General features: G+C 56.4%; 16 protein-coding genes. 10 read left to right on the top strand and 6 right to left on the bottom strand.

Going from position 1 to position 19,789, the window contains the following annotated elements; all coding sequences use genetic code 11:
- The first annotated feature begins 431 nt into the window (after positions 1–431).
- The 3 genes from KGP26_RS00165 to KGP26_RS00175 all read left to right on the top strand — a co-directional run bounded on the left by KGP26_RS00165 (position 432) and on the right by KGP26_RS00175 (position 4,281).
- Positions 432–2,348 (top strand): PTS mannitol transporter subunit IICBA, encoded by a 1,917-nt coding sequence (locus tag KGP26_RS00165; RefSeq protein WP_094982485.1) that lies wholly within the window; start codon positions 432–434, stop codon positions 2,346–2,348.
- Positions 2,349–2,410: 62 nt separating this feature from the next.
- A complete protein-coding gene (locus tag KGP26_RS00170) occupies positions 2,411–3,559 on the top strand; it encodes a mannitol-1-phosphate 5-dehydrogenase (RefSeq protein WP_179252561.1) in 1,149 nt (382 codons plus the stop codon).
- Positions 3,560–3,723: 164 nt separating this feature from the next.
- Positions 3,724–4,281: an MltR family transcriptional regulator gene (locus KGP26_RS00175; protein ID WP_021181346.1), complete on the top strand. Its 558-nt coding sequence runs from the start codon at positions 3,724–3,726 to the stop codon at positions 4,279–4,281.
- Here the strand turns inward: KGP26_RS00175 and KGP26_RS00180 are convergent.
- The gene (locus KGP26_RS00180) at positions 4,278–4,886 is read right to left on the bottom strand and encodes a LysE family translocator (RefSeq protein ID WP_021181345.1); all 609 of its coding nucleotides are present in this window, start codon (positions 4,884–4,886) and stop codon (positions 4,278–4,280) included. The two genes, KGP26_RS00175 and KGP26_RS00180, sit on opposite strands and share 4 nt — an antisense overlap.
- A 136-nt stretch (positions 4,887–5,022) precedes the next feature.
- On the opposite strand from KGP26_RS00180, the gene KGP26_RS00185 reads away from it, so the two are divergent.
- From KGP26_RS00185 to KGP26_RS00195, 3 genes are all read left to right on the top strand, one after another.
- Positions 5,023–6,492: a PLP-dependent aminotransferase family protein gene (locus KGP26_RS00185; RefSeq protein WP_115160317.1), complete on the top strand. Its 1,470-nt coding sequence runs from the start codon at positions 5,023–5,025 to the stop codon at positions 6,490–6,492.
- 67 nt (positions 6,493–6,559) lie between these two features.
- Positions 6,560–6,922 carry a YibL family ribosome-associated protein gene (locus tag KGP26_RS00190; RefSeq protein WP_021181343.1) on the top strand — a complete coding sequence of 121 codons (363 nt, stop codon included), beginning with the start codon at positions 6,560–6,562 and terminating at the stop codon, positions 6,920–6,922.
- Between the two features lie 767 nt (positions 6,923–7,689).
- Entirely contained in the window at positions 7,690–8,625 is a 936-nt protein-coding gene (locus tag KGP26_RS00195; RefSeq protein WP_059199132.1) for an IS110 family transposase, read from the top strand.
- Between the two features lie 66 nt (positions 8,626–8,691).
- On the opposite strand, the gene KGP26_RS00200 is transcribed toward KGP26_RS00195, so the two are convergent.
- The 5 genes from KGP26_RS00200 to fdhD form a co-directional block, all read right to left on the bottom strand.
- Complete coding sequence (locus KGP26_RS00200; RefSeq protein ID WP_223664867.1) at positions 8,692–9,471, bottom strand: class I SAM-dependent methyltransferase; 780 nt, start codon at positions 9,469–9,471, stop codon at positions 8,692–8,694.
- A 49-nt stretch (positions 9,472–9,520) separates the two neighbouring features.
- Positions 9,521–10,192 (bottom strand): 6-hydroxyaminopurine reductase, encoded by a 672-nt coding sequence (gene yiiM, locus KGP26_RS00205; protein WP_223664868.1) that lies wholly within the window; start codon positions 10,190–10,192, stop codon positions 9,521–9,523.
- 100 nt (positions 10,193–10,292) lie between these two features.
- Positions 10,293–12,215, bottom strand: a complete 1,923-nt coding sequence (locus tag KGP26_RS00210) for a methyl-accepting chemotaxis protein (protein ID WP_223664869.1) — start codon at positions 12,213–12,215, stop codon at positions 10,293–10,295.
- A gap of 121 nt (positions 12,216–12,336) precedes the next feature.
- Positions 12,337–12,960 (bottom strand): superoxide dismutase [Mn], encoded by a 624-nt coding sequence (gene sodA / locus KGP26_RS00215; RefSeq protein WP_024483271.1) that lies wholly within the window; start codon positions 12,958–12,960, stop codon positions 12,337–12,339.
- A 128-nt stretch (positions 12,961–13,088) separates the two neighbouring features.
- Complete coding sequence (gene fdhD, locus KGP26_RS00220) at positions 13,089–13,916, bottom strand: formate dehydrogenase accessory sulfurtransferase FdhD (RefSeq protein ID WP_039996103.1); 828 nt, start codon at positions 13,914–13,916, stop codon at positions 13,089–13,091.
- Between the two features lie 173 nt (positions 13,917–14,089).
- Here fdhD and fdnG point away from each other — a divergent pair, with 173 nt between their 5' ends.
- From fdnG to fdhE, 4 genes are read left to right on the top strand one after another with little or no spacing between them, the layout of a single operon-like run.
- A complete protein-coding gene (gene fdnG / locus KGP26_RS00225; protein WP_080661084.1) occupies positions 14,090–17,137 on the top strand; it encodes a formate dehydrogenase-N subunit alpha in 3,048 nt (1,015 codons plus the stop codon).
- A gap of 12 nt (positions 17,138–17,149) precedes the next feature.
- Positions 17,150–18,061: a formate dehydrogenase subunit beta gene (fdxH, locus tag KGP26_RS00230; protein ID WP_021807291.1), complete on the top strand. Its 912-nt coding sequence runs from the start codon at positions 17,150–17,152 to the stop codon at positions 18,059–18,061.
- On the top strand, positions 18,058–18,696 hold the full coding sequence (gene fdoI, locus KGP26_RS00235) for a formate dehydrogenase cytochrome b556 subunit (RefSeq protein WP_021181336.1): 639 nt from the start codon (positions 18,058–18,060) through the stop codon (positions 18,694–18,696). Before fdxH ends, fdoI begins: the two co-directional genes overlap by 4 nt.
- On the top strand, positions 18,693–19,622 hold the full coding sequence (fdhE, locus tag KGP26_RS00240; RefSeq protein ID WP_174333189.1) for a formate dehydrogenase accessory protein FdhE: 930 nt from the start codon (positions 18,693–18,695) through the stop codon (positions 19,620–19,622). The genes fdoI and fdhE overlap by 4 nt, the downstream gene beginning before the upstream one ends.
- Positions 19,623–19,789 lie beyond the last annotated feature (167 nt).

Raw genomic sequence — 19,789 nt, forward strand, 5'->3', positions numbered from 1 at the left:
TTCATCACATCTCTTAATGTAGTTTTCTTTCATCCACGCCATGGTTATTTCCCGACGGTGTGGATGCTCACAGGGAAGATGTCATTTCAGGTCACGGCCCGGTGGTCGGATGTAAAATAAATTGTGATTCTTGTCACATTTTAAAAACAAACATCAAGGTTTAAAGTGTGATTAAGGTCACGTTTTAGGTGCTTTTAGCCGGTATATCTTCTCGTTGTATTTTTTTTACACCGGATAAGTGTGATGTGTATCACTAAATACACCGGGGTGTAGGGGCAATGTTAGTGATGGCGATCACAAAAATTCCGTGAAGTTCGCGTAGTAAAAGGAGCGTGGTAGAGTCCGTTTCGCAAACAGCATCAACAGGGCTAGAACGTTACAACAATTATCGCGCGCTCTTATTGTCAGCGCGTAACAATAGGGGTGTGTTTATGTTTTCACCAGACATCAAGGTTAAAGTGCAAAACTTTGGCCGTTTCCTGAGTAACATGGTGATGCCCAACATTGGCGCATTCATCGCCTGGGGTATCATCACTGCGCTATTCATTCCTACCGGCTGGCTGCCAAACGAGACGTTAGCCAAGCTGGTTGGGCCAATGATCACCTATCTGCTGCCACTGCTGATCGGTTATACCGGCGGTAAACTGGTGGGCGGCGAGCGTGGCGGCGTGGTCGGTGCCATCACCACCATGGGTGTGATCGTCGGTGCAGATATGCCGATGTTCCTCGGCGCCATGATTGTTGGGCCGCTGGGCGGCTGGGCGATCAAGCATTTTGACCGTTGGGTCGACGGCAAGATCAAGAGCGGCTTCGAGATGTTGGTCAACAACTTCTCCGCTGGCATCATTGGTATGCTGTTGGCGATCCTGGCCTTTATGGGTATCGGGCCATTGGTCGAAGCGCTGTCTAAAGTGTTGGCGGCTGGCGTGCATATCATGGTGGTCAACAACCTGCTGCCATTGACCTCGATCTTCGTTGAACCGGCGAAAATCCTGTTCCTGAACAACGCCATCAACCACGGCATCTTCTCTCCGCTGGGTATCCAGCAGGCGACGGAAACCGGTAAATCAATCTTCTTCCTGATCGAAGCCAACCCAGGCCCAGGTTTGGGTGTGCTGATGGCCTATATGTTCTTCGGCCGTGGTAGTGCCAAGCAGTCTGCTGGCGGTGCGGCGATCATCCACTTCCTGGGGGGTATCCACGAAATTTACTTCCCATACGTGCTGATGAATCCACGCCTGATCCTGGCGGTTATTCTGGGCGGTATGACCGGCGTATTCACCCTGACCTTGTTGAACGGTGGCCTGGTATCCCCTGCCTCCCCAGGCTCTATCCTGGCGGTGTTGGCGATGACGCCAAAAGGCGCCTACTTCGCTAACCTGGCGGCGGTATTTGCGGCGTTCCTGGTCTCCTTCGTGGTCTCATCTTTCCTGTTGAAAACCTCAAAAGTGAAAGAGGAAGACGATCTGGAAGAGGCGACCCGCCGTATTCAGGACATGAAAGCCCAGTCTAAAGGCGGTGCCGCGGTAAACGCAGCGGTAGACGGCGATCTGAGCACCGTGCGTAAAATCATCGTGGCTTGCGATGCGGGTATGGGTTCCAGCGCCATGGGTGCTGGCGTGCTGCGCAAGAAAGTGGCGGACGCGGGGCTGAAGAATATCTCGGTAACCAATAGTGCGATCAACAGCCTGCCGGAAGATGTGGATCTGGTGATCACTCACCGCGATTTGACCGAGCGTGCGATGCGCCATGCGCCGCAGGCTCAGCACATCTCGCTGACCAACTTCCTGGACAGCCATCTGTACAGTGATTTGACCGCTCGCCTGGTGGCTGCTAACAAGACCAGCGAAACCGAGCAGAAGGTTATCTCTACCCTGGATGACAGCTTTGACGCCAGCGAACAGAACCTGTTCAAACTGGGTGAAAACAACGTGTTCCTCGGTTTGCAGGCCATTGATAAAGAGCAGGCGATTCGTTTTGCTGGTGAGCAACTGGTGAAGGGAGGCTACGTCGAGCCAGAATATGTTCCAGCCATGTTGGAGCGTGAAAAGCTGACCTCTACCTATCTGGGCGAATCCATTGCCGTGCCGCATGGCACCATCGAAGCCAAAGACCGCGTGCTGCGTACCGGCGTGGTGTTCTGCCAGTATCCGCAGGGCGTACGTTTCGGTGACGAAGAGGATGAGGTGGCACGCCTGGTTATCGGTATCGCGGCACGTAATAACGAGCATATCCAGGTGATCACCAGCCTGACCAATGCGTTGGATGATGAAACCGTCATCGAGCGGCTGGCGAATACCACCAGCGTCCAGGAAGTGTTGGAGTTGCTGGGCGGCAAGAAGGCCTGATAGCAGAATTATTTTAAAGGGTGCAGCTTGCTGCACCTTTCTACATTAAGAAAGGGTGGAATATGAAAGCATTACACTTCGGAGCCGGCAATATTGGCCGTGGCTTTATTGGCAAACTGCTTGCCGACGCGCACGCCGAACTGACTTTTGCTGACGTTAACCAGACGGTGCTGGACGCGTTGAACCAACGCAAAAGCTACCAGGTACATGTGGTGGGTGAGCAGGCGCGCGTTGAAGAGGTGAACAACGTCAGTGCCGTTAACAGCGGTAGCGAAGAGGCGGTGGCCTTGATAGCCCAGGCCGATATTGTCACGACCGCCGTTGGCCCGCAGATCCTCGCCAGAATTGCCGGGACTATCGCCAAAGGCCTGATCCTGCGCCATCAGCAAGGCAATAATCAACCGCTGAATATCATCGCCTGTGAAAACATGGTACGCGGCACCAGCCAGCTCAAACAGCACGTGTTCGACGCACTGCCGCAGGATGAACAGGCCTGGGTTGAGCAGCATATCGGCTTTGTCGATTCCGCCGTAGACCGTATCGTGCCCCCAGCAGAAGCGGGCAGCAACGATCCGCTGGAAGTGACGGTGGAAACCTTTAGCGAGTGGATTGTCGATCAGACCCAATTCAAAGGGCAACCGCCAGCCATCGCCGGTATGGAACTGACTGACAACCTGATGGCGTTTGTGGAGCGTAAGCTGTTTACCCTCAATACCGGCCATGCGATCACTGCCTACCTGGGCCAACGCGCCAAGCTGTTGACTATTCGTGATGCAATCCTCGATCCGGTCATCCGCCAGGTGGTCAAAGGGGCGATGGAAGAGAGCGGTGCGGTGCTGATCAAGCGCTACGGTTTTGACGCCGACAAGCATGCCGCCTATATCAACAAAATCCTGTCCCGCTTCGAAAATCCGTATCTGCACGATGACGTTGAGCGCGTAGGCCGTCAGCCGTTGCGCAAACTGAGCGCAGGCGATCGCCTGATCAAGCCGCTGTTGGGCACGTTGGAATACGGCTTGCCGCACGCCAACCTGATCAAGGGGATTGCCGCCGCCATGAGCTACCGCAGCGAGCAGGACCCACAGGCACAAGAACTGGTAGACTTGCTGACAAAATTGGGTCCAAAAGCCGCGCTGGCGCAAATTTCCGGTTTACCGGCCGACAGCAAGGTTGTGGAAGAGGCGGTTGCTGTGTATAACGCCTTGCAGTAAACGCTGTGATATCAAACCAGTGTAAGCAAACTCATTCCCTTTCCCCACGGATAAGGGGTAGGGTGAGGGGGCAAGGCGTCTTTGCCCCCCATTCGGGCTCACTTCCTGTGGTTAATGGGAGGGGCTCGAATGACCACACCACCCATGCGATTCGAAAAGCGAAGATGATCGAGACACAGGCATTCGAAAACAAGGTTCTGGAAAAGCTGAACGCTGGCAAGACGGTGCGCAGTTTTCTGATCGCAGCGGTCGAGCTGTTGGCAGAAGCGCTTAACGTCCTGGTGGTACAGGTTTTCCGTAAAGATGACTACGCGGTGAAATATGCCGTAGAACCTCTGTTGTCCGGTGCCGGGCCGCTCGGTGAACTTTCGGTTCGTCTGAAGCTGATGTACGGGCTGGGGGTGATTTCCCGCCATGAATACGAAGATGCCGAACTGCTGATGGCGATGCGTGAAGAGCTGAACCACGACGGTTCGGAATATCGCTTTATTGATGATGAGATACTCGGCCCCTTCGGTGAGCTCCATTGCGTCAGCGCGTTGCCGCCGGTCCCCACGTTTCTACAGCCCGGCGAGGCGGATGAATCGCTGATCGCCATGCAACACCAGCGTTACCAGCAGATGGTGCGTTCCACCATGGTGCTGTCGATCACCGAGCTGCTGGCGAAAATTGGCGCCAAGCAGCCCTCCCGGCTCTCCCCGCTCGGTGCTCAAAAGCCTTAAGCCATCAGCGCACGCCACTCGTCAAACAGCAGCCATAATGCGGTTGTTGCCATCAAGCCCGCCATCACGCCGTTAAATAACCGCAGTTTCCAGGTCACACGCAGAGCGTGGCGCAGCCGATCGCCCATCAACGCCCAGATCAAGATGCAGGGAACATTCACCGCGGTGAAGCCTGCGATGGTTAACAGCGTTTGATGCAGCGTCGCCCCTTCATGGGGAGTGAACAGGATCGCCACGTTGATGGCCATCAGCCAGGCTTTCGGGTTCACCGCCTGGAACAAGGCTCCGCCGATAAAGCGCATTGGCCGCGCCTGCTGTTTAGCATCCGGCGAAGCCGCCTTATACAGTTTCCACGATAGCCACAACAGGTACGCACAGCCCATTACCGCCAGCGGAAAGCGGATGGTATCGGCCCAGTTAAGGATCAACGCCAGCAATAGCGTGGTGAGGGCTAACTGTGTCGCACAGCCCAGACTGATACCAAACATCATCGGTAAGGTACGCCGCAGGCCGAAATTGACGCCGGACGAAGCCAGCAGCAGGTTATTGGGGCCAGGGGTAATCGACATCACGGTCACGTAACTGATAAAAGCAGAGTCCAGCATAAGGTTTTCCATACATGATTGGGAGTGATCACCAGCATAAGGGCTGTGGGGTGATGGTGACAGAACCAGAAATCAGCTATTGTCATGGTTACAGTTTCGCTAATTTCAAACTGTACCCATTGCCTGGAGAGAAATTGTGACCCTGCTCGACGAAATCCCCGAAACCCGCTACCTGCAACTGGCGGAGACATTGGCGGCGGCTATCCATCGTGGCACTTTACCGCCCGGTAGCCGCCTGCCTTCGGTGCGCCGTTGCGCACAGAGCCACAGCGTCAGCATCAATACCGTGGTGGCAGCCTATCGCCAGTTGGAAGACCGGGGGCTGATCGAGGCGCGGCCACAGTCTGGGTTTTACGTGCGGGCGACCTTGCCTGCGTTGAAAACGGCGTCGGCACCCAGCAACCGGGTTGAACAGCCAGCGGATGATGTGCTGGCCCTGATCGATACGGTTTTTGCCGCCCAACAGAACCCGGCCTTCACCAATTTGTCGCTCGCCTGTCCGCAAACCGTGGATTTTTATCCCGGTGGCAAGCTGGGGAGGATGTTGTCATCACAGTTACGCCGCCAGCCGAATCTGATTGGCCAATACGCTTTGCCGCCGGGCAGCCTGCGGTTGCGCCAGCAGATCGCCCGGCGTTCGATGACGTTGGGCATGTTGCTGGAGCCGAGTGACATCACGCTGACGCACGGTTGTATGGAAGCCTTGCAGCTGGCGCTCAGGGTGACCACCAAGCCCGGCGACTGCGTGGGGTTGGAGTCGCCGACCTATTTTTACCTGTTGCCGTTGCTCGCCAGCCTGGGGCTGAAAGCGTTGGAGATCCCCACCGACCCGCAGCATGGCCTGTCGCTGGATGCGCTGGAGTTGCTGTTGCAGGAGAAACGGCTGAATGCGGTCATCGCTATGCCGACGATACAGAATCCACTGGGCTGTACCATGCCGCTGGCGTCGAAAAAACGGCTGGCACGCCTGATGAACGATCATCAAGTGCCACTGATCGAAGATGGGCTGTATGCTGAGCTACAATTTGGCAGTGCGCTCAGCCCGGCGGTGAAGGCGTTCGATAGCGACGGCTGGGTGCTGTTTTGCTCCAGCTTTACCAAAACGCTGGCACCGGATTTCCGCATCGGTTGGGTGGTTGGTGGCCGGTTCAGTGATGCGCTGCGTAAGCTGAAGGCGGTGTCTTCGATGTCGGAGTCGCACTTGCTGTCGGAAACGCTGGCCATGTTCCTGGAGGCGGGGGGATACGATCATCATCTGCGTAATTTGCGCAAACGCTATGCGGCGCAGGTGGAAGAGGCTAGAGCGCTGATTGCCCGCCATTTCCCGCGCGGGACAAGAGCGACTCAGCCTGCCGGTGGGTTTGTGTTCTGGGTGGAGTTCCCAGCAGGGGTGGACACGGTGGCGCTATTCCATCAGTTGCTGGATGAGCAGATCTGCCTGACGCCCGGTACGCTATATTCTCCCAGTGGGCGTTATCATAATGGGCTGCGGCTCTCCTGCTGCTATCCCTTTAACGCCCGTTATACCCAGGCGCTGGCGCGGGTGGGGGCAAAAGCCTGCGAGATGAGCGGCCTGCCTGCGGGAATTGCGCAAGGTGAGGAGTAACCTGCCGTGCATTTTGCTACACTAGCGAAATATTTTTTACGCCATAGAACAAAACAGGCCAGAGACGATGAAAGAGAAAGAAAAAGCCGAGATTAAGCGCCTGAGCGATTTGCTGGACGCACTGAACCACAAAGACACCGTGGTGATCCAGCAGGGTAACACCGACCTGATTGCGCAACATCTCAAAGAAAAAGAGAAGCTAAAGACCGAGATTGAGCGCCTGAAAAACGTGCGCGTGGAAAAACTGAGTGCGGAAGCGCAGAAGTTGAGCCAGCTGCCGTTCAGCCGCGAGATCACCAAGAAAGAGCAGGCGGATATGGGCACGCTGAAGAAAAGCGTTCGTGGCCTGATCGTGGTACACCCAATGACCGCACTTGGCCGTGAGATGGGCCTGAAAGTGGTTACCGGCTACGCCAAAAAAGCGTTCTGATTACCCCTCACCCCAACCCTCTCCCACAGGGAGAGGGAGCTGTCCCGAGTGCGTAGTTAGTCCGCGTAACTTCGGAAAGTAGGGGGGCAGAACAAGAAAGGCAAGGTATTACGCAAAGCAATTAACGAATTCGATCGGTCCCCTCTCCTTGGGAGCGGATAGCCCCTGCTCTGTTGAGAGAACGGTGGTAATCTCAGCAACCGCGATCGCCCCCTCAACCAAGGTGAATCAGCTGGTGCTGATGAAGAGTCACGATACTTTCAGCCTAACTCGATCGGTCCCCTCTCCTTAGGAGCGGATAGTCCCTGCTCTGTTGAGAGAACGGTGGTAATCTCAGCAACCGCGATCGCCCCCCTCAACCAAGGTGAACCAGCCGGTGCTGATGAAGTGTCACGATACTTTCAGCCTAACTCGATCGGTCCCCTCTCCTTGGGAGCGGATAGTCCCTGCTCTGTTGAGAGAACGGTGGTAATCTCAGCAACCGCGATCGCCCCCCTCAACCAAGGTGAATCAGCTGGTGCTGATGAAGAGTCACGATACTTTCAGCCTAACTCGATCGGTCCCCTTGTATGTTTAAGGTACTTTAATTACCCGCCCAAAGGCGGGTAGACTTTAACCGAGTTGTACCTGACGCTACAGCCCGATTCCCCTCTGGGACAACAAGCCCGTGGGAGAGCTTATGGCGTGGCGTCAGTTTTCCTGTTAACCCGAACAGCTGCCAGGGCGGCATCAGCCAGCCCGTATCTTACAAGGCCGGGAGACTTGAAATGACTGAACATGCAACCGTCGGTATCGACATTGCCAAAGACACTTTTGACGTATACATCGACCCAACTCGTCAGCTTCTGCATCTGGATAACACACCGGAAGGCCATCAGCAGTTGCTGAGTTCGCTCTCTGCCATCACCGTCAAGCTTGTCGTGATGGAGGCGACAGGCCGATATCACTCGTTGCTGGCCGCCACGCTTGAGTTGGCTGGGTTACCCGTGGCCGTGGTCAATCCACGCCAGGTAAAAAACTTCGCTCGTGCGCTAGGGACCCTGTACAAAACCGACCCGAATGATGCGCGTATCATCTGCGAGTTTGGCCGGAGAATGGAGCCCGAAGCCCGCCCCACACCGGATGAACAGACGCAGCGTCTGGCCGGGATGGTGACCCGCCGTCGCCAACTGGTCGATAACAGGACCATGGAGATAAACCGCTATAAAAGCTGCGATGACGTGGTGGTCTCAGCGGGCATCAAGCGGCATATCGACTGGCTGACCGCTGAAATCCGGGATGCAGATGACGATATCGACAGGCAAATAAAAGTGATGCCTCTGTGGCGGGAAAAGGCGACGTTGTTGGAGGAAGTCAAAGGTATCGGGCCGACAACGATGGCGGTGCTTCTTGCGATGTTGCCGGAGCTGGGGAGGCTGAATCGGCACAAAATAAGCGCGTTGGTTGGCGTGTGTCCCTATGCCCATGACAGTGGAAAAATGAAAGGGAAGCGAAGTATCTGGGGAGGGCGAAGCGCGGTGCGTTCAGCGCTATACATGGCGACCTTGTCAGCGGTGCGGTACAACCCGACAATCCGGGAGTTTTACGAGCGCCTGACAGGGCGTGGAAAACCGTTCAAGGTGGCGGTGACCGCCTGCGTGAGAAAGCTGCTAACCATCCTGAATGCGATGCTGCGGGATAATAAAAAATGGGTGACAAATTAATCATCACCCGTTGATTTTAAACACAGCTGCTCTCCCTGTGGGAGAGGGTTAGGGTGAGGGGCATGCTCAGGCCTTGGTCGTAAAGAACGCGCAGGTCTGGTAAGGCACCGTGAGCGTTTCTTTTCCCCGGAGTTCCTCTTCCTCTGCCACCAGTTGGCGGATCTGTTCGATCACCTGTTCCTGCTGCTGTTGCGGCAACGCGGCGATAAAGCTGGTGGATCGCACACGGTTATAAATCACATCTTCCGGCGCCCCACAATGCCCCAGCATAAACACCTGCTCCTGTAGCTGGGCAAAACCCGGGTAAGGGAACAGCCTGCGCCATTCACCGGTATAAAAACGCGGCGCATCCCCTTCGTGGCGATCGACTATCTGGTTGAGCTTACGTACCCAGCCAACCCGCGCATCGCGCATATTCCACACCAGGCCAAGCTTGCCGCCGGGTTTCAGCACGCGCTGAATTTCCGCCAGCGCCTGGCGTGTGGCAAACCAGTGAAAGGATTGCGCACACACCACGGCATCCACCGACTCATCCGGCAGCGGGAGTGATTCGGCGGTACCTGCCAGCGTTTTCACCTGAGGGAATGTTGCCGCCAGCTTTTCCAGCATCTGCGCCACCGGTTCAACGGCGATGACGTTGGCACCGGCCTCCAGCAGGCGCGGAGTGAACTTGCCGGTTCCTGCACCCAGATCGATGACGGTCTTACCGGGCTGTAGCTCGAGTACCTCACGCAGCCAATCGGCGATCTCCGCCGGATAATCCGGGCGACCTAAAACGTAGCGATCCGCATTGGCCTGATAGCCAGCCGCAGCCGCGTGATGAATGGAATGAGGTGATGTAGCCATAACGCAACTCCCTAATCCAACTCGATGGATGTCTTCTGTCTGGCGCCGGTTAACGGCCAAGCAGACGGCGGTTGAGGTCTTCGATTTTGCCGCTGGTGATGCGCGTCAGCATGGTTTTGCTCCAGCTGGCCGACAGCCCCGCGACCGACAGTAAACGACGGTATTGCTCTTCATCGAACGGCATGTGCCAGGCGATGCCGATCGCTTGTGCGACGGAAACGTCGCTATTGCGGATCACCAGTTCCAGCGGTTGGTCGCCACTGACCGATCCGGCCGCCACCACGCGGTACAGCCAGCCGCAGCGGCCGGTTTGCTGCATCAGCACCGAAATATCGTCGATAGCGAAATGGTAATTGAGTTTGAAACACGGAGAGCGCGGTTGGGTTACCTGGATCAGCGCTTCTCCCCAGCGGAAAATATCCCCCATAAACACGTTATGCTCGGTCAGGCCGAGGGTCGAAATATTCTCACCAAAGGCGGGTGCGCAGAACTGTTCTGCCTGAGCGGGGAACTGTTCACGCCAGTGGTCGTAATGTTCGCGCGGATAGTGGCAAAGGGCGCGGTCAGGCCCGCCGTGGTAGCTTTTTTCTGCCTGCTCATCGCCCGCCAGACCCAATGGGGTAAGCTTCAGCGTCCCCTCCACCAGGTGTTTGGCGATAGCGCTGGGGCGGCCACCTTCATAAGGTTGAATCGAACCGAGATAGACGTCTGGGTGGTGCATGCTGGCCTCCTTTCACGCTCGTTAATGCCGTCTAGCATAGCCTGAGTCGAGGGGGAGGAACAGAATAACCCGCCCGGAAATCACCGGGCGGGCGGAGGGGTTAGAAGGTTGTCCAGTTGTCTTCGGTGCTGGCGCTCGGTTTAGCCATCGACGGTGATTTGAGCTGGGTGGTTTTCGCTTCCACTGACGCAGCCTTGTCCGCCAGACGGAATACCGAGACGCTTTGCAGCAGCATCTCAGCCTGCTCTTCCAGCGAATCGGCGGCGGCGGCAGACTCTTCCACCAGCGCGGCGTTTTGCTGCGTGGTGTGATCCATTTCCACAATGGCCTGACCAATCTGCGCGATGCCTCTGGTCTGTTCATCGGAGGCGGCGGCTATTTCAGCCATGATGTCGCGTACGTGGGTGACCGAACGGACGATTTGCTCCATGGTGTTGCCGGTGTCTTCCACCAGTGCGGTACCGCTCTGTACCCGGTTGACCGACTCGGTAATCAACCCTTCGATTTCTTTCGCCGCCTGGGCGCTGCGCTGGGCCAGATTACGGACTTCGCTGGCGACAACCGAGAAACCGCGCCCTTGCTCACCCGCACGGGCGGCCTCTACGGCGGCGTTCAGGGCCAGGATGTTAGTCTGGAAGGCAATGCCGTTGATCAGGGTGGTAATTTCGGCGATCCGCTGCGAACTGTTGGAAATATCCCGCATGGTGCTGACGACGTTGTTAACCAGTTTGCCGCCCTGTTGTGCGGTTTGTGAGGCATCGGTCGCCAACTGGTTGGCGTGATGGGCATTGTCGGCATTTTGCTTCACCGTGGCGGTGAGCTGCTCCATGCTGGCGGCGGTTTCTTCCACCGCGGCGGCCTGTTGTTCGGTGCGTGAAGAGAGGTCGGTATTGCCCGCAGCGATTTCTCCGGCGGCGGTGGAGACCTGGCTGACCCCCATCTGGATTTTCTCAATCATATCGCGCAGGTTCTGGCTCATGGCGGCGACGGCGTTAAGCAACTGGCCCAGTTCATCACGGCGAGTGCTGGTTTGTGCCTGGCGTAGATCACCCTTGGCAATGCGTTCTGCCAGTTCCAGGGTGCTGTTGAGTGGGCGAGTGATCTGCAATGTGATACGCCATGATATCAGCAGGCCAGCAAGAATGGCGATCGCCGTGGTGATCCCCATCTGCCATTGCGCGGTATTGATATTGTTATGGGTCTGCGTCAACTCATCCTTCATGAAATTATTGACCAGCGTACCGATCTCGTCAGCGTAACCGCCGAGCTGTTTACTGATCTTGATCTCATTCTCAACGGCGGGCAGGTAGGCCGCGATGTGGCCTTTATACTCGTCAAGCACGGTCAACAGAGGTTGGAGCAACGGACGCTGTGACTCGTTCAGGCGTTGGCTGAGCGTGTTGGCGGCGCTGCGGGCGTCGTCGATGGCGCTGAGCAATGGGATTTCGGAGTCGCGATTGGGTTGCAGCACCAGGCCACGGGCATAGTAGCGGATCTGGGTCAGCTTCTGGTTCAACTGGATAAACGCCAGTTGCAGATCGGTAGCCCCCAACTGACGTTCAACCTGGCTCAGGCTGTCCTGAACTTCGGACATGTTCCAGCTGGCTCGTACCGCGCCTTTATCCACCACGGCTTTGGCAAACATTTTCTGTTGTTGCTCATAGTTACCCAGCAACACCACCAACAGCTCCAGATCCTTGCGGCTTTGCGCATCCCAATTCAGGTTTTGCGCGTGGCTGGCCAGTTGCAACGCGTTCTCGATATGTTTGCGGTTACGTTCAAGGTAGTCGGTGTTGTAATTTTGGCTAAACATGGCACGGGTGTATTTAGCCTGACTGATTTCGCCCGTTAACTGATAGCTGAAATCGATGCGGTCGCTGCGTGATTCGATAAGATTGAGGTAGGTTATCCCGGTGCCAGCGATAACGATCGCCAGTATCAACATTAGAGAGAACCCGAGTCCGAGCTTTTTACCTACGGTGAGATGAACGATTTTTCCTGCCAAAGCTTGCAATGCCGCCATGATTTATCCCTCTTTAGGCGTTGGTCAATTGAACAAAGCATCGGCAAGGGGCGGTTAAACTTTAGCGGGAAATGGGCAAAAAAATGCCCGCATCAGCGGGCATCATCGGAGATAAGCCAAATTATTTCTTGGCTTCGGCGAAGCGTTTGGCCGCTTCGTCCCAGTTCACTACGTTCCAGAATGCCTTGATGTAGTCAGGGCGACGGTTCTGGAATTTCAGGTAGTAAGCGTGTTCCCACACGTCCAGGCCAACGATTGGCAAGCCTGAAGCGCCGGAGACGGCTTCGCCCATCAGCGGGCTGTCCTGGTTAGCGGTAGAGACTACGGCCAGCTTGTCGCCTTTCAGCACCAGCCAAGCCCAGCCAGAACCGAAACGGGTGGCGGCGGCTTTCTCGAACTCTTCCTGGAATTTCTCTACGCTGCCGAAATCGCGCTCGATAGCGGCTTTCAGATCGCCACCCAGCGTGGTGCCGGTTTTCAGGCCTTTCCAGAACAGGCTGTGGTTAGCGTGGCCGCCTGCGTTGTTGCGCATAAAGGTGCGCTTGTCTGCAGGGACTTTATCCAGATCCTGGATCAGCTCTTCTACGCTCAGCGAAGCCAGCTCAGGGTAAGCTTCCAGCACGGTGTTGGCGTTGTTGACGTAGGTCTGGTGGTGTTTGGTGTGATGGATTTCCATCGTCTGCTTGTCGAAATGCGGTTCTAGTGCGTCGTAAGCATAAGGTAGGGATGGCAGTGAATAACTCATGATCATCATCTCCAGTAGTGTAGGGCGGCGCAAAATGTGAGCACCGCGTAAGCAGTATGATGCATTATAATTAATTAAATGATATTGAAAATGATTATCAATGCCCTACAGACTGTGTGGTTTAGGGATTAATCGGTAATACGCTGCGGATGAGTAAACACCGTTGCCCGGCCTGGCTTGCTAAAACCAACCAATGTCAGGTTGCTGCGCTCGGCGATTTCCACCGCCAGCGAGGTGGCGGCAGACACCACGAACAGGATCTCGGCACCGCACATGGCGGATTTTTGCACCATCTCATAGCTGGCCCGGCTGGAAACCAGGATCGCCCCTTGCTGCCAGCCCTGTTTGGCGCGTATGCCGATCATTTTGTCCAGCGCCACATGGCGGCCAACGTCTTCGCAACCGCCCAGCAGTTCACCCTGCGGTGAGATCCAACCTGCCGCGTGGGTACAACCCGTCAACTGGCCGACGTTCTGCACCTGACGCAGCTGGTCAAGGGCGCGATCGAGATTGGCCAATGAGAAGGTTTGGGTAAAGGGCAGCGGTGTGACCGGCCGGAAGATATCCGCCAACTGTTCGATGCCACAAACGCCGCACCCTGTGCGGCCCGCCATCGCCCGGCGGCGCTCCTTAAGCCCGGCAAAGCGGCGGCTGGAAAGCTCGATTTGTACTTCCATGCCGTTGCAGGTGGGATTAACCTCTATACTGAAGATATCCCGTGGTGAGTCGATAATCCCTTCCGAAAGGGAAAAACCGAGGGCGAACGCCTCCAGATCCTTTGGCGTACACATCATCACCACGTGAGAAATACCGTTATACACCAGCGCGACCGGCACCTCTTCGGCGAGCCAATCTTGCTCTTTGGTGGTCAGTTGCCCGCGCTGGTACACCGGAGCCTGGATCAGGCCCGTGAGCGCGTTCACATTTGTGGGCTGCTCTTGGTTAATTTTGTTCACTTTCCTGGCACCTGTTTGTAACAACCCTACGCCTGCTATGGTATTATTGCGGCGCCGTTGCGGCCCATTTGGCCAATACCCACATAAGAATAGTGATTTTAGCGCTTCCCGCTTTGAGGGGGAAAGCGTCATTTGAAACAATGTGACAACACGAGAGAGAAAGGAGACCCCCCATGCAGGTCAGCAGAAGGCAGTTCTTTAAGATCTGCGCTGGCGGTATGGCAGGAACCACGGTAGCTGCACTGGGCTTTAGCCCGGCGGTGGCGTTGGCGGAAACCCGGCAGTACAAGTTGCTGCGCGCCCGTGAAACCCGTAATACCTGCACGTATTGTTCCGTCGGCTGTGGGCTGTTGATGTACAGCCTTGGTGATGGCGCCAAAAACGCCAAAGAGAGCATCTTCCATATCGAAGGGGATCCAGACCATCCGGTAAACCGTGGTGCACTGTGCCCGAAAGGGGCAGGTCTGGTGGATTTCATCCACAGCGAAAGCCGTCTCCAATACCCTGAATATCGCGCTCCAGGCTCAGACAAGTGGCAACGCATCAGCTGGGACGACGCCTTCACCCGCATCGCCAAACTGATGAAAGAAGACCGCGATGCCAACTTCGAAGCCACCAACGCCGCTGGCGTAACGGTAAACCGTTGGCTCTCCACCGGGATGCTGTGTGCTTCGGCCTCCAGCAACGAAACCGGTATGCTGACCCAAAAATTTAGTCGCGCTCTCGGCATGCTTGCCGTAGACAACCAGGCGCGTGTCTGACACGGACCAACGGTAGCAAGTCTTGCTCCAACATTTGGTCGCGGTGCGATGACCAACCACTGGGTTGATATCAAGAACGCCGACTTAATTATTGTCATGGGTGGGAATGCGGCAGAAGCGCATCCAGTGGGATTCCGCTGGGCGATGGAAGCCAAAATTCATAATAAAGCCAAGCTGATCGTCATCGATCCGCGCTTTACCCGTACTGCATCCGTGGCGGATTTCTACACGCCTATCCGTTCAGGTACCGACATTGCTTTCCTGTCGGGCGTCTTGCTGTACCTGATCACCAATAACAAGATTAACCGCGAATACGTGGACGCCTACACCAACGCCAGCCTGCTGGTGCGGGAAGACTTCACTTTCGACGACGGCCTGTTCAGCGGCTACGACGCGGAAAATCGCAAATACGATAAAACCACCTGGAACTACCAGCTCGACGAGAACGGCTTCGCCAAGCGTGATACAACGCTACAGGATCCGAACTGCGTGTGGAACCTGCTGAAAAAACACATCAGCCGTTATACGCCAGAGGTGGTAACCAACATCTGCGGCACGCCAACCGAAGATTTCATCAAGGTGTGCGAATATATCGCTGAAACCAGCGCCAACGACAAGACGGCCTCGTTCCTCTACGCCCTGGGCTGGACACAGCACTCGGTCGGTGCGCAGAACATCCGCACCATGGCGATGATCCAACTGCTGCTTGGCAATATGGGCATGGCAGGTGGTGGCGTGAACGCCCTGCGTGGTCACTCCAATATCCAGGGTCTGACCGATTTGGGTCTGCTGTCACAAAGCCTGCCGGGCTACATGACGCTACCTTCCGAGAAGCAGGCCGATCTGGAAACCTACCTGAAAGCCAACACGCCGAAGGCGCTGCTGCCGGGCCAGGTCAACTACTGGAGCAACTACCCGAAATTCTTCGTCAGCATGATGAAGAGCTTCTACGGCGACAAAGCGCAGAAAGATAACAGCTGGGGCTTTGACTGGTTGCCGAAGTGGGACAAAGGCTACGACGTGCTGCAGTATTTCGAGATGATGTCGCAGGGGAAAGTGAATGGCTATATCTGCCAGGGCTTTAACCCGGTTGCGTCGTTCCCGAACAAGAACAAAGTGGTGGCCTCACTGGCCAAGCTGAAGTTCCTGGTGACCATCGATCCGCTGAACACCGAAACTTCCAACTTCTGGCAGAACCACGATGAGTTTAACGACGTTGATCCATCGAAAATCCAGACCGAAGTGTTCCGCTTGCCATCCACCTGCTTTGCCGAAGAGAACGGCTCGATCGTTAACTCTGGCCGCTGGCTGCAATGGCACTGGAAAGGGGCCGATGCCCCAGGGGAAGCGCTGAACGACGGTGAAATTCTGGCGGGGCTGCTGATGCGCCTGCGCGAAATGTACACCCGTGACGGCGGTGCGGTCCCTGAGCCGTTGCTGAACATGTCCTGGGATTACCTGACCCCGGAAAATCCGAAGCCAGAAGAAGTGGCGATGGAGAGCAATGGCCGGGCGCTGGCGGATGTTCTCGATCCAGACGGCAAAGTGTTGGTGAAGAAAGGCGAACTGCTCAGTACCTTCGCGCACCTGCGTGATGACGGCACCACGGCAAGTGGCTGTTGGATCTTCGCAGGCAGTTGGACGCCAGCGGGCAACCAGATGGCGCGCCGTGATAACGCCGATCCTTCTGGCCTTGGCAACACGCTGGGCTGGGCCTGGGCATGGCCGTTGAACCGCCGCATCCTGTATAACCGTGCATCTGCGGATCCAGCGGGTAAACCGTGGGATGCCAAACGCCAGTTGTTGGAATGGGATGGTGCCAAGTGGGGCGGGGTGGATATCCCGGACTACAGCGCCGCCGCACCGGGCAGTGACGTTGGGCCGTTTATCATGCAGCCGGAAGGCATGGGCCGCCTGTTTGCCATCGACAAAATGGCGGAAGGACCGTTCCCTGAACACTACGAGCCGTTTGAAACGCCGCTCGGCACCAACCCGTTGCACCCGAACGTGGTGTCCAACCCGGCGGCACGCGTGTTCAAAGACGATCTGGCTGCGATGGGCAAATCCGACAAGTTCCCGTATGTCGGCACGACCTATCGTCTGACCGAGCATTTCCACTACTGGACCAAACATGCGTTGCTCAATGCGATCCTCCAGCCGGAGCAGTTTGTCGAGATAGGTGAAAAACTGGCTGAGAAAAAAGGCATCAAGCAGGGCGATACGGTCAAAGTCAGCTCCAACCGCGGCTATATCAAGGCCAAGGCGGTGGTGACCAAACGTATTCGGACTCTGCAGGTAAATGGCCAGGACGTGGACACCATCGGCATCCCGATCCACTGGGGTTACGAAGGGGTAGCGAAGAAAGGCTTTATCGCCAACACGCTGACGCCGTTTGTCGGCGACGCCAATACGCAAACGCCAGAGTTCAAGGCGTTCCTGGTTAACGTGGAAAAGGTGTAACGGAGACGAATTATGGCAATGCAATCTCAAGACATCATTCGTAAATCCGCCACCAATGGCTTCACCCCGGCACCGCGCGCGCGCGATCACCAGGAAGAAGTGGCCAAGCTGATCGATGTCACTACCTGTATCGGCTGCAAAGCCTGCCAGGTAGCCTGTTCTGAATGGAACGATATCCGCGATGAAGTGGGGCACAACGTCGGGGTTTACGATAACCCCGCCGATCTGACCGCCAAATCGTGGACGGTGATGCGCTTCTCGGAAGTTGAGGAGCACGGTAAGCTGGAGTGGCTGATCCGCAAGGATGGCTGCATGCACTGCGCCGATCCGGGCTGCCTGAAGGCGTGCCCATCGGAAGGGGCCATCATCCAGTACGCCAACGGCATCGTCGATTTCCAGTCCGAACACTGTATCGGCTGTGGCTACTGCATCGCCGGTTGCCCGTTCGACGTGCCACGCATGAATGCGGAAGACAACCGGGTGTACAAATGTACCCTGTGCGTCGATCGTGTTGGCGTTGGCCAGGAACCGGCCTGTGTGAAAACCTGTCCGACCGGGGCGATCCACTTCGGCACCAAAGAAGCGATGAAAAACGTCGCGGCGGAACGTGTCGATGAACTGAAAACCCGTGGCTACCAGAATGCCGGTCTGTACGATCCGGCAGGCGTGGGCGGCACCCACGTGATGTACGTACTGCATCACGCCGATAAACCGCAGCTGTATCACGGTTTACCGGATAACCCGACCATCAGCCCGGCGGTGACCTTCTGGAAAGGGGTCTGGAAACCGTTGGCTGCCATCGGGTTTGCTGCCACCTTCGCGGCCAGTATCTTCCACTACGTTGGCGTGGGGCCAAACCGCGTTGAAGAAGAGGAAGAGCAGGATCCGAAGGATGAGCATCATGATGAGGAGACGCGCAAATGAGGAAGGAAAAGCCAATTCAGCGCTACAGCGCGCCGGAGCGGATTAACCACTGGATTGTGGCGTTCTGCTTTATTTTTGCCGCCATCAGCGGGCTGGGGTTCCTGTTCCCGTCCTTTAACTGGCTGATGAATATCTTTGGTACGCCACAGCTGGCACGCATCCTTCACCCCTTCACCGGGGTGTTGATGTTCGTTGCGTTCCTGCTGATGTTCCTGCGCTACTGGAAGCACAACCTGATCAACCGGGAAGATATCGTCTGGGCGAAAAACATCCACAAAATCGCCATGAATGAGGAAGTGGGTGACACTGGGCGTTATAATTTCGGTCAGAAGTGCGTATTCTGGGCGGCGATTATCAGTCTGGTGCTGTTGCTGGCCAGTGGTATCGTTATCTGGCGGCCATACTTTGCCCCCTCCTTCTCCATTCCGCTGATCCGCATCGCGTTGGTGGTGCATTCGTTGGCAGCGGTGGGGTTGATCATCGTGATTATGGTGCACATTTACGCCGCGTTGTGGGTAAAAGGCACCATTACCGCGATGGTGGAAGGTTGGGTGCCGGCTGCCTGGGCCAAGAAGCATCACCCGCGCTGGTACCGTGAGGTCCGCGAGAAACAACAGGAAGACAAACCCAGATGAGTATCCGCATCGTTCCTAAAGAGCAGTTAGGGGCACAGCGTGAAAAGTCTTCAACGGCGGAAACTATTCCGCCGTTACTTTTCGCCAACTTGAAGAGCCTTTATACCCGCCGAGCCGAACGTCTGCAGCAACTGGCCGCAGACCATCCGCTGGGTGATTACCTCAATTTTGCTGCCAGCATTGCACAGGCGCAGCACAACGCCTGCCACGATAATCCGCTGGAGCTGGATCTCGGCGAAACGCTGACCCAGAGTGCCGCCAGCGGCAAGCCGCCGTTGGACATCAGCGTTTATCCGCGCAGCGAACATTGGCACAAGCTGCTGGCATCGCTGATCGCAGAACTGCGCCCGCAGGCACCGGAACACGTGCTGGCGGTGTTGGATAACCTGGAGAAATCCTCGTCCCATGAGCTGGAGCTGTTGGCCAGCGCCCTGCTGAAAGGCGAGTTTGCCAAAGTAGGCAGCGACAAAGCCCCGTTCCTTTGGGCAGCGCTGTCGTTGTACTGGGCGCAGATGGCCAGCCAGATCCCTGGCAAGGCCCGGGCCGAGTACGGCGAGCATCGCCAGTTCTGCCCGGTTTGCGGCAGTATCCCGGTTTCCAGCGTGGTGCATCTTGGTACCGTGAACGGCCTGCGCTATCTGCACTGCAACCTGTGCGAGAGCGAATGGCACGTGGTGCGGGTGAAATGCAGCAACTGCGAGCAAACCGGCGATCTCAACTACTGGTCACTGGAAAGTGAGCAGGCGGCGGTGAAAGCGGAAAGCTGTGGCGATTGCGGCACCTACCTGAAGATCCTCTATCAGGAGAAGGACCCGAAGGTCGAGGCGGTGGCCGACGATCTGGCTTCGCTTATCCTCGATGCCAAGATGGAAGAGGAAGGCTTTGCGCGCAGCAGTATCAACCCGTTCCTGTTCCCTGGGGAATAATGACAGTTGGGTTTTTTTATTCGACCCTTGCCACGGTAATTGCTCAACTCAACTCCATCACTTTTGCAGCCCCCTCTCCCTAGCGAGAGGGGGCATGAGGGGTCCGCAGCGACTTTCGGATTAGACATCTGGCAAACCGGCAAGCGAGTTGCTACCGTTACGTCAAG

The organism is Serratia sp. JSRIV002 (genome assembly GCF_019968725.1).
GTDB classification, from domain to species: Bacteria; Pseudomonadota; Gammaproteobacteria; order Enterobacterales; family Enterobacteriaceae; genus Chania; species Chania fonticola_B.

Coding starts and splice junctions, on each gene's coding strand:
- KGP26_RS00165 (WP_094982485.1), top strand. CDS start 432: ATGTTTTCACCAGACATCAAGGTTAAAGTGCAAAACTTTGGCCGTTTC.
- KGP26_RS00170 (WP_179252561.1), top strand. CDS start 2,411: ATGAAAGCATTACACTTCGGAGCCGGCAATATTGGCCGTGGCTTTATT.
- KGP26_RS00175 (WP_021181346.1), top strand. CDS start 3,724: ATGATCGAGACACAGGCATTCGAAAACAAGGTTCTGGAAAAGCTGAAC.
- KGP26_RS00180 (WP_021181345.1), bottom strand. CDS start 4,886: ATGCTGGACTCTGCTTTTATCAGTTACGTGACCGTGATGTCGATTACC.
- KGP26_RS00190 (WP_021181343.1), top strand. CDS start 6,560: ATGAAAGAGAAAGAAAAAGCCGAGATTAAGCGCCTGAGCGATTTGCTG.
- KGP26_RS00195 (WP_059199132.1), top strand. CDS start 7,690: ATGACTGAACATGCAACCGTCGGTATCGACATTGCCAAAGACACTTTT.
- KGP26_RS00200 (WP_223664867.1), bottom strand. CDS start 9,471: ATGGCTACATCACCTCATTCCATTCATCACGCGGCTGCGGCTGGCTAT.
- yiiM (WP_223664868.1), bottom strand. CDS start 10,192: ATGCACCACCCAGACGTCTATCTCGGTTCGATTCAACCTTATGAAGGT.
- KGP26_RS00210 (WP_223664869.1), bottom strand. CDS start 12,215: ATGGCGGCATTGCAAGCTTTGGCAGGAAAAATCGTTCATCTCACCGTA.
- sodA (WP_024483271.1), bottom strand. CDS start 12,960: ATGAGTTATTCACTGCCATCCCTACCTTATGCTTACGACGCACTAGAA.
- fdxH (WP_021807291.1), top strand. CDS start 17,150: ATGGCAATGCAATCTCAAGACATCATTCGTAAATCCGCCACCAATGGC.
- fdoI (WP_021181336.1), top strand. CDS start 18,058: ATGAGGAAGGAAAAGCCAATTCAGCGCTACAGCGCGCCGGAGCGGATT.
- fdhE (WP_174333189.1), top strand. CDS start 18,693: ATGAGTATCCGCATCGTTCCTAAAGAGCAGTTAGGGGCACAGCGTGAA.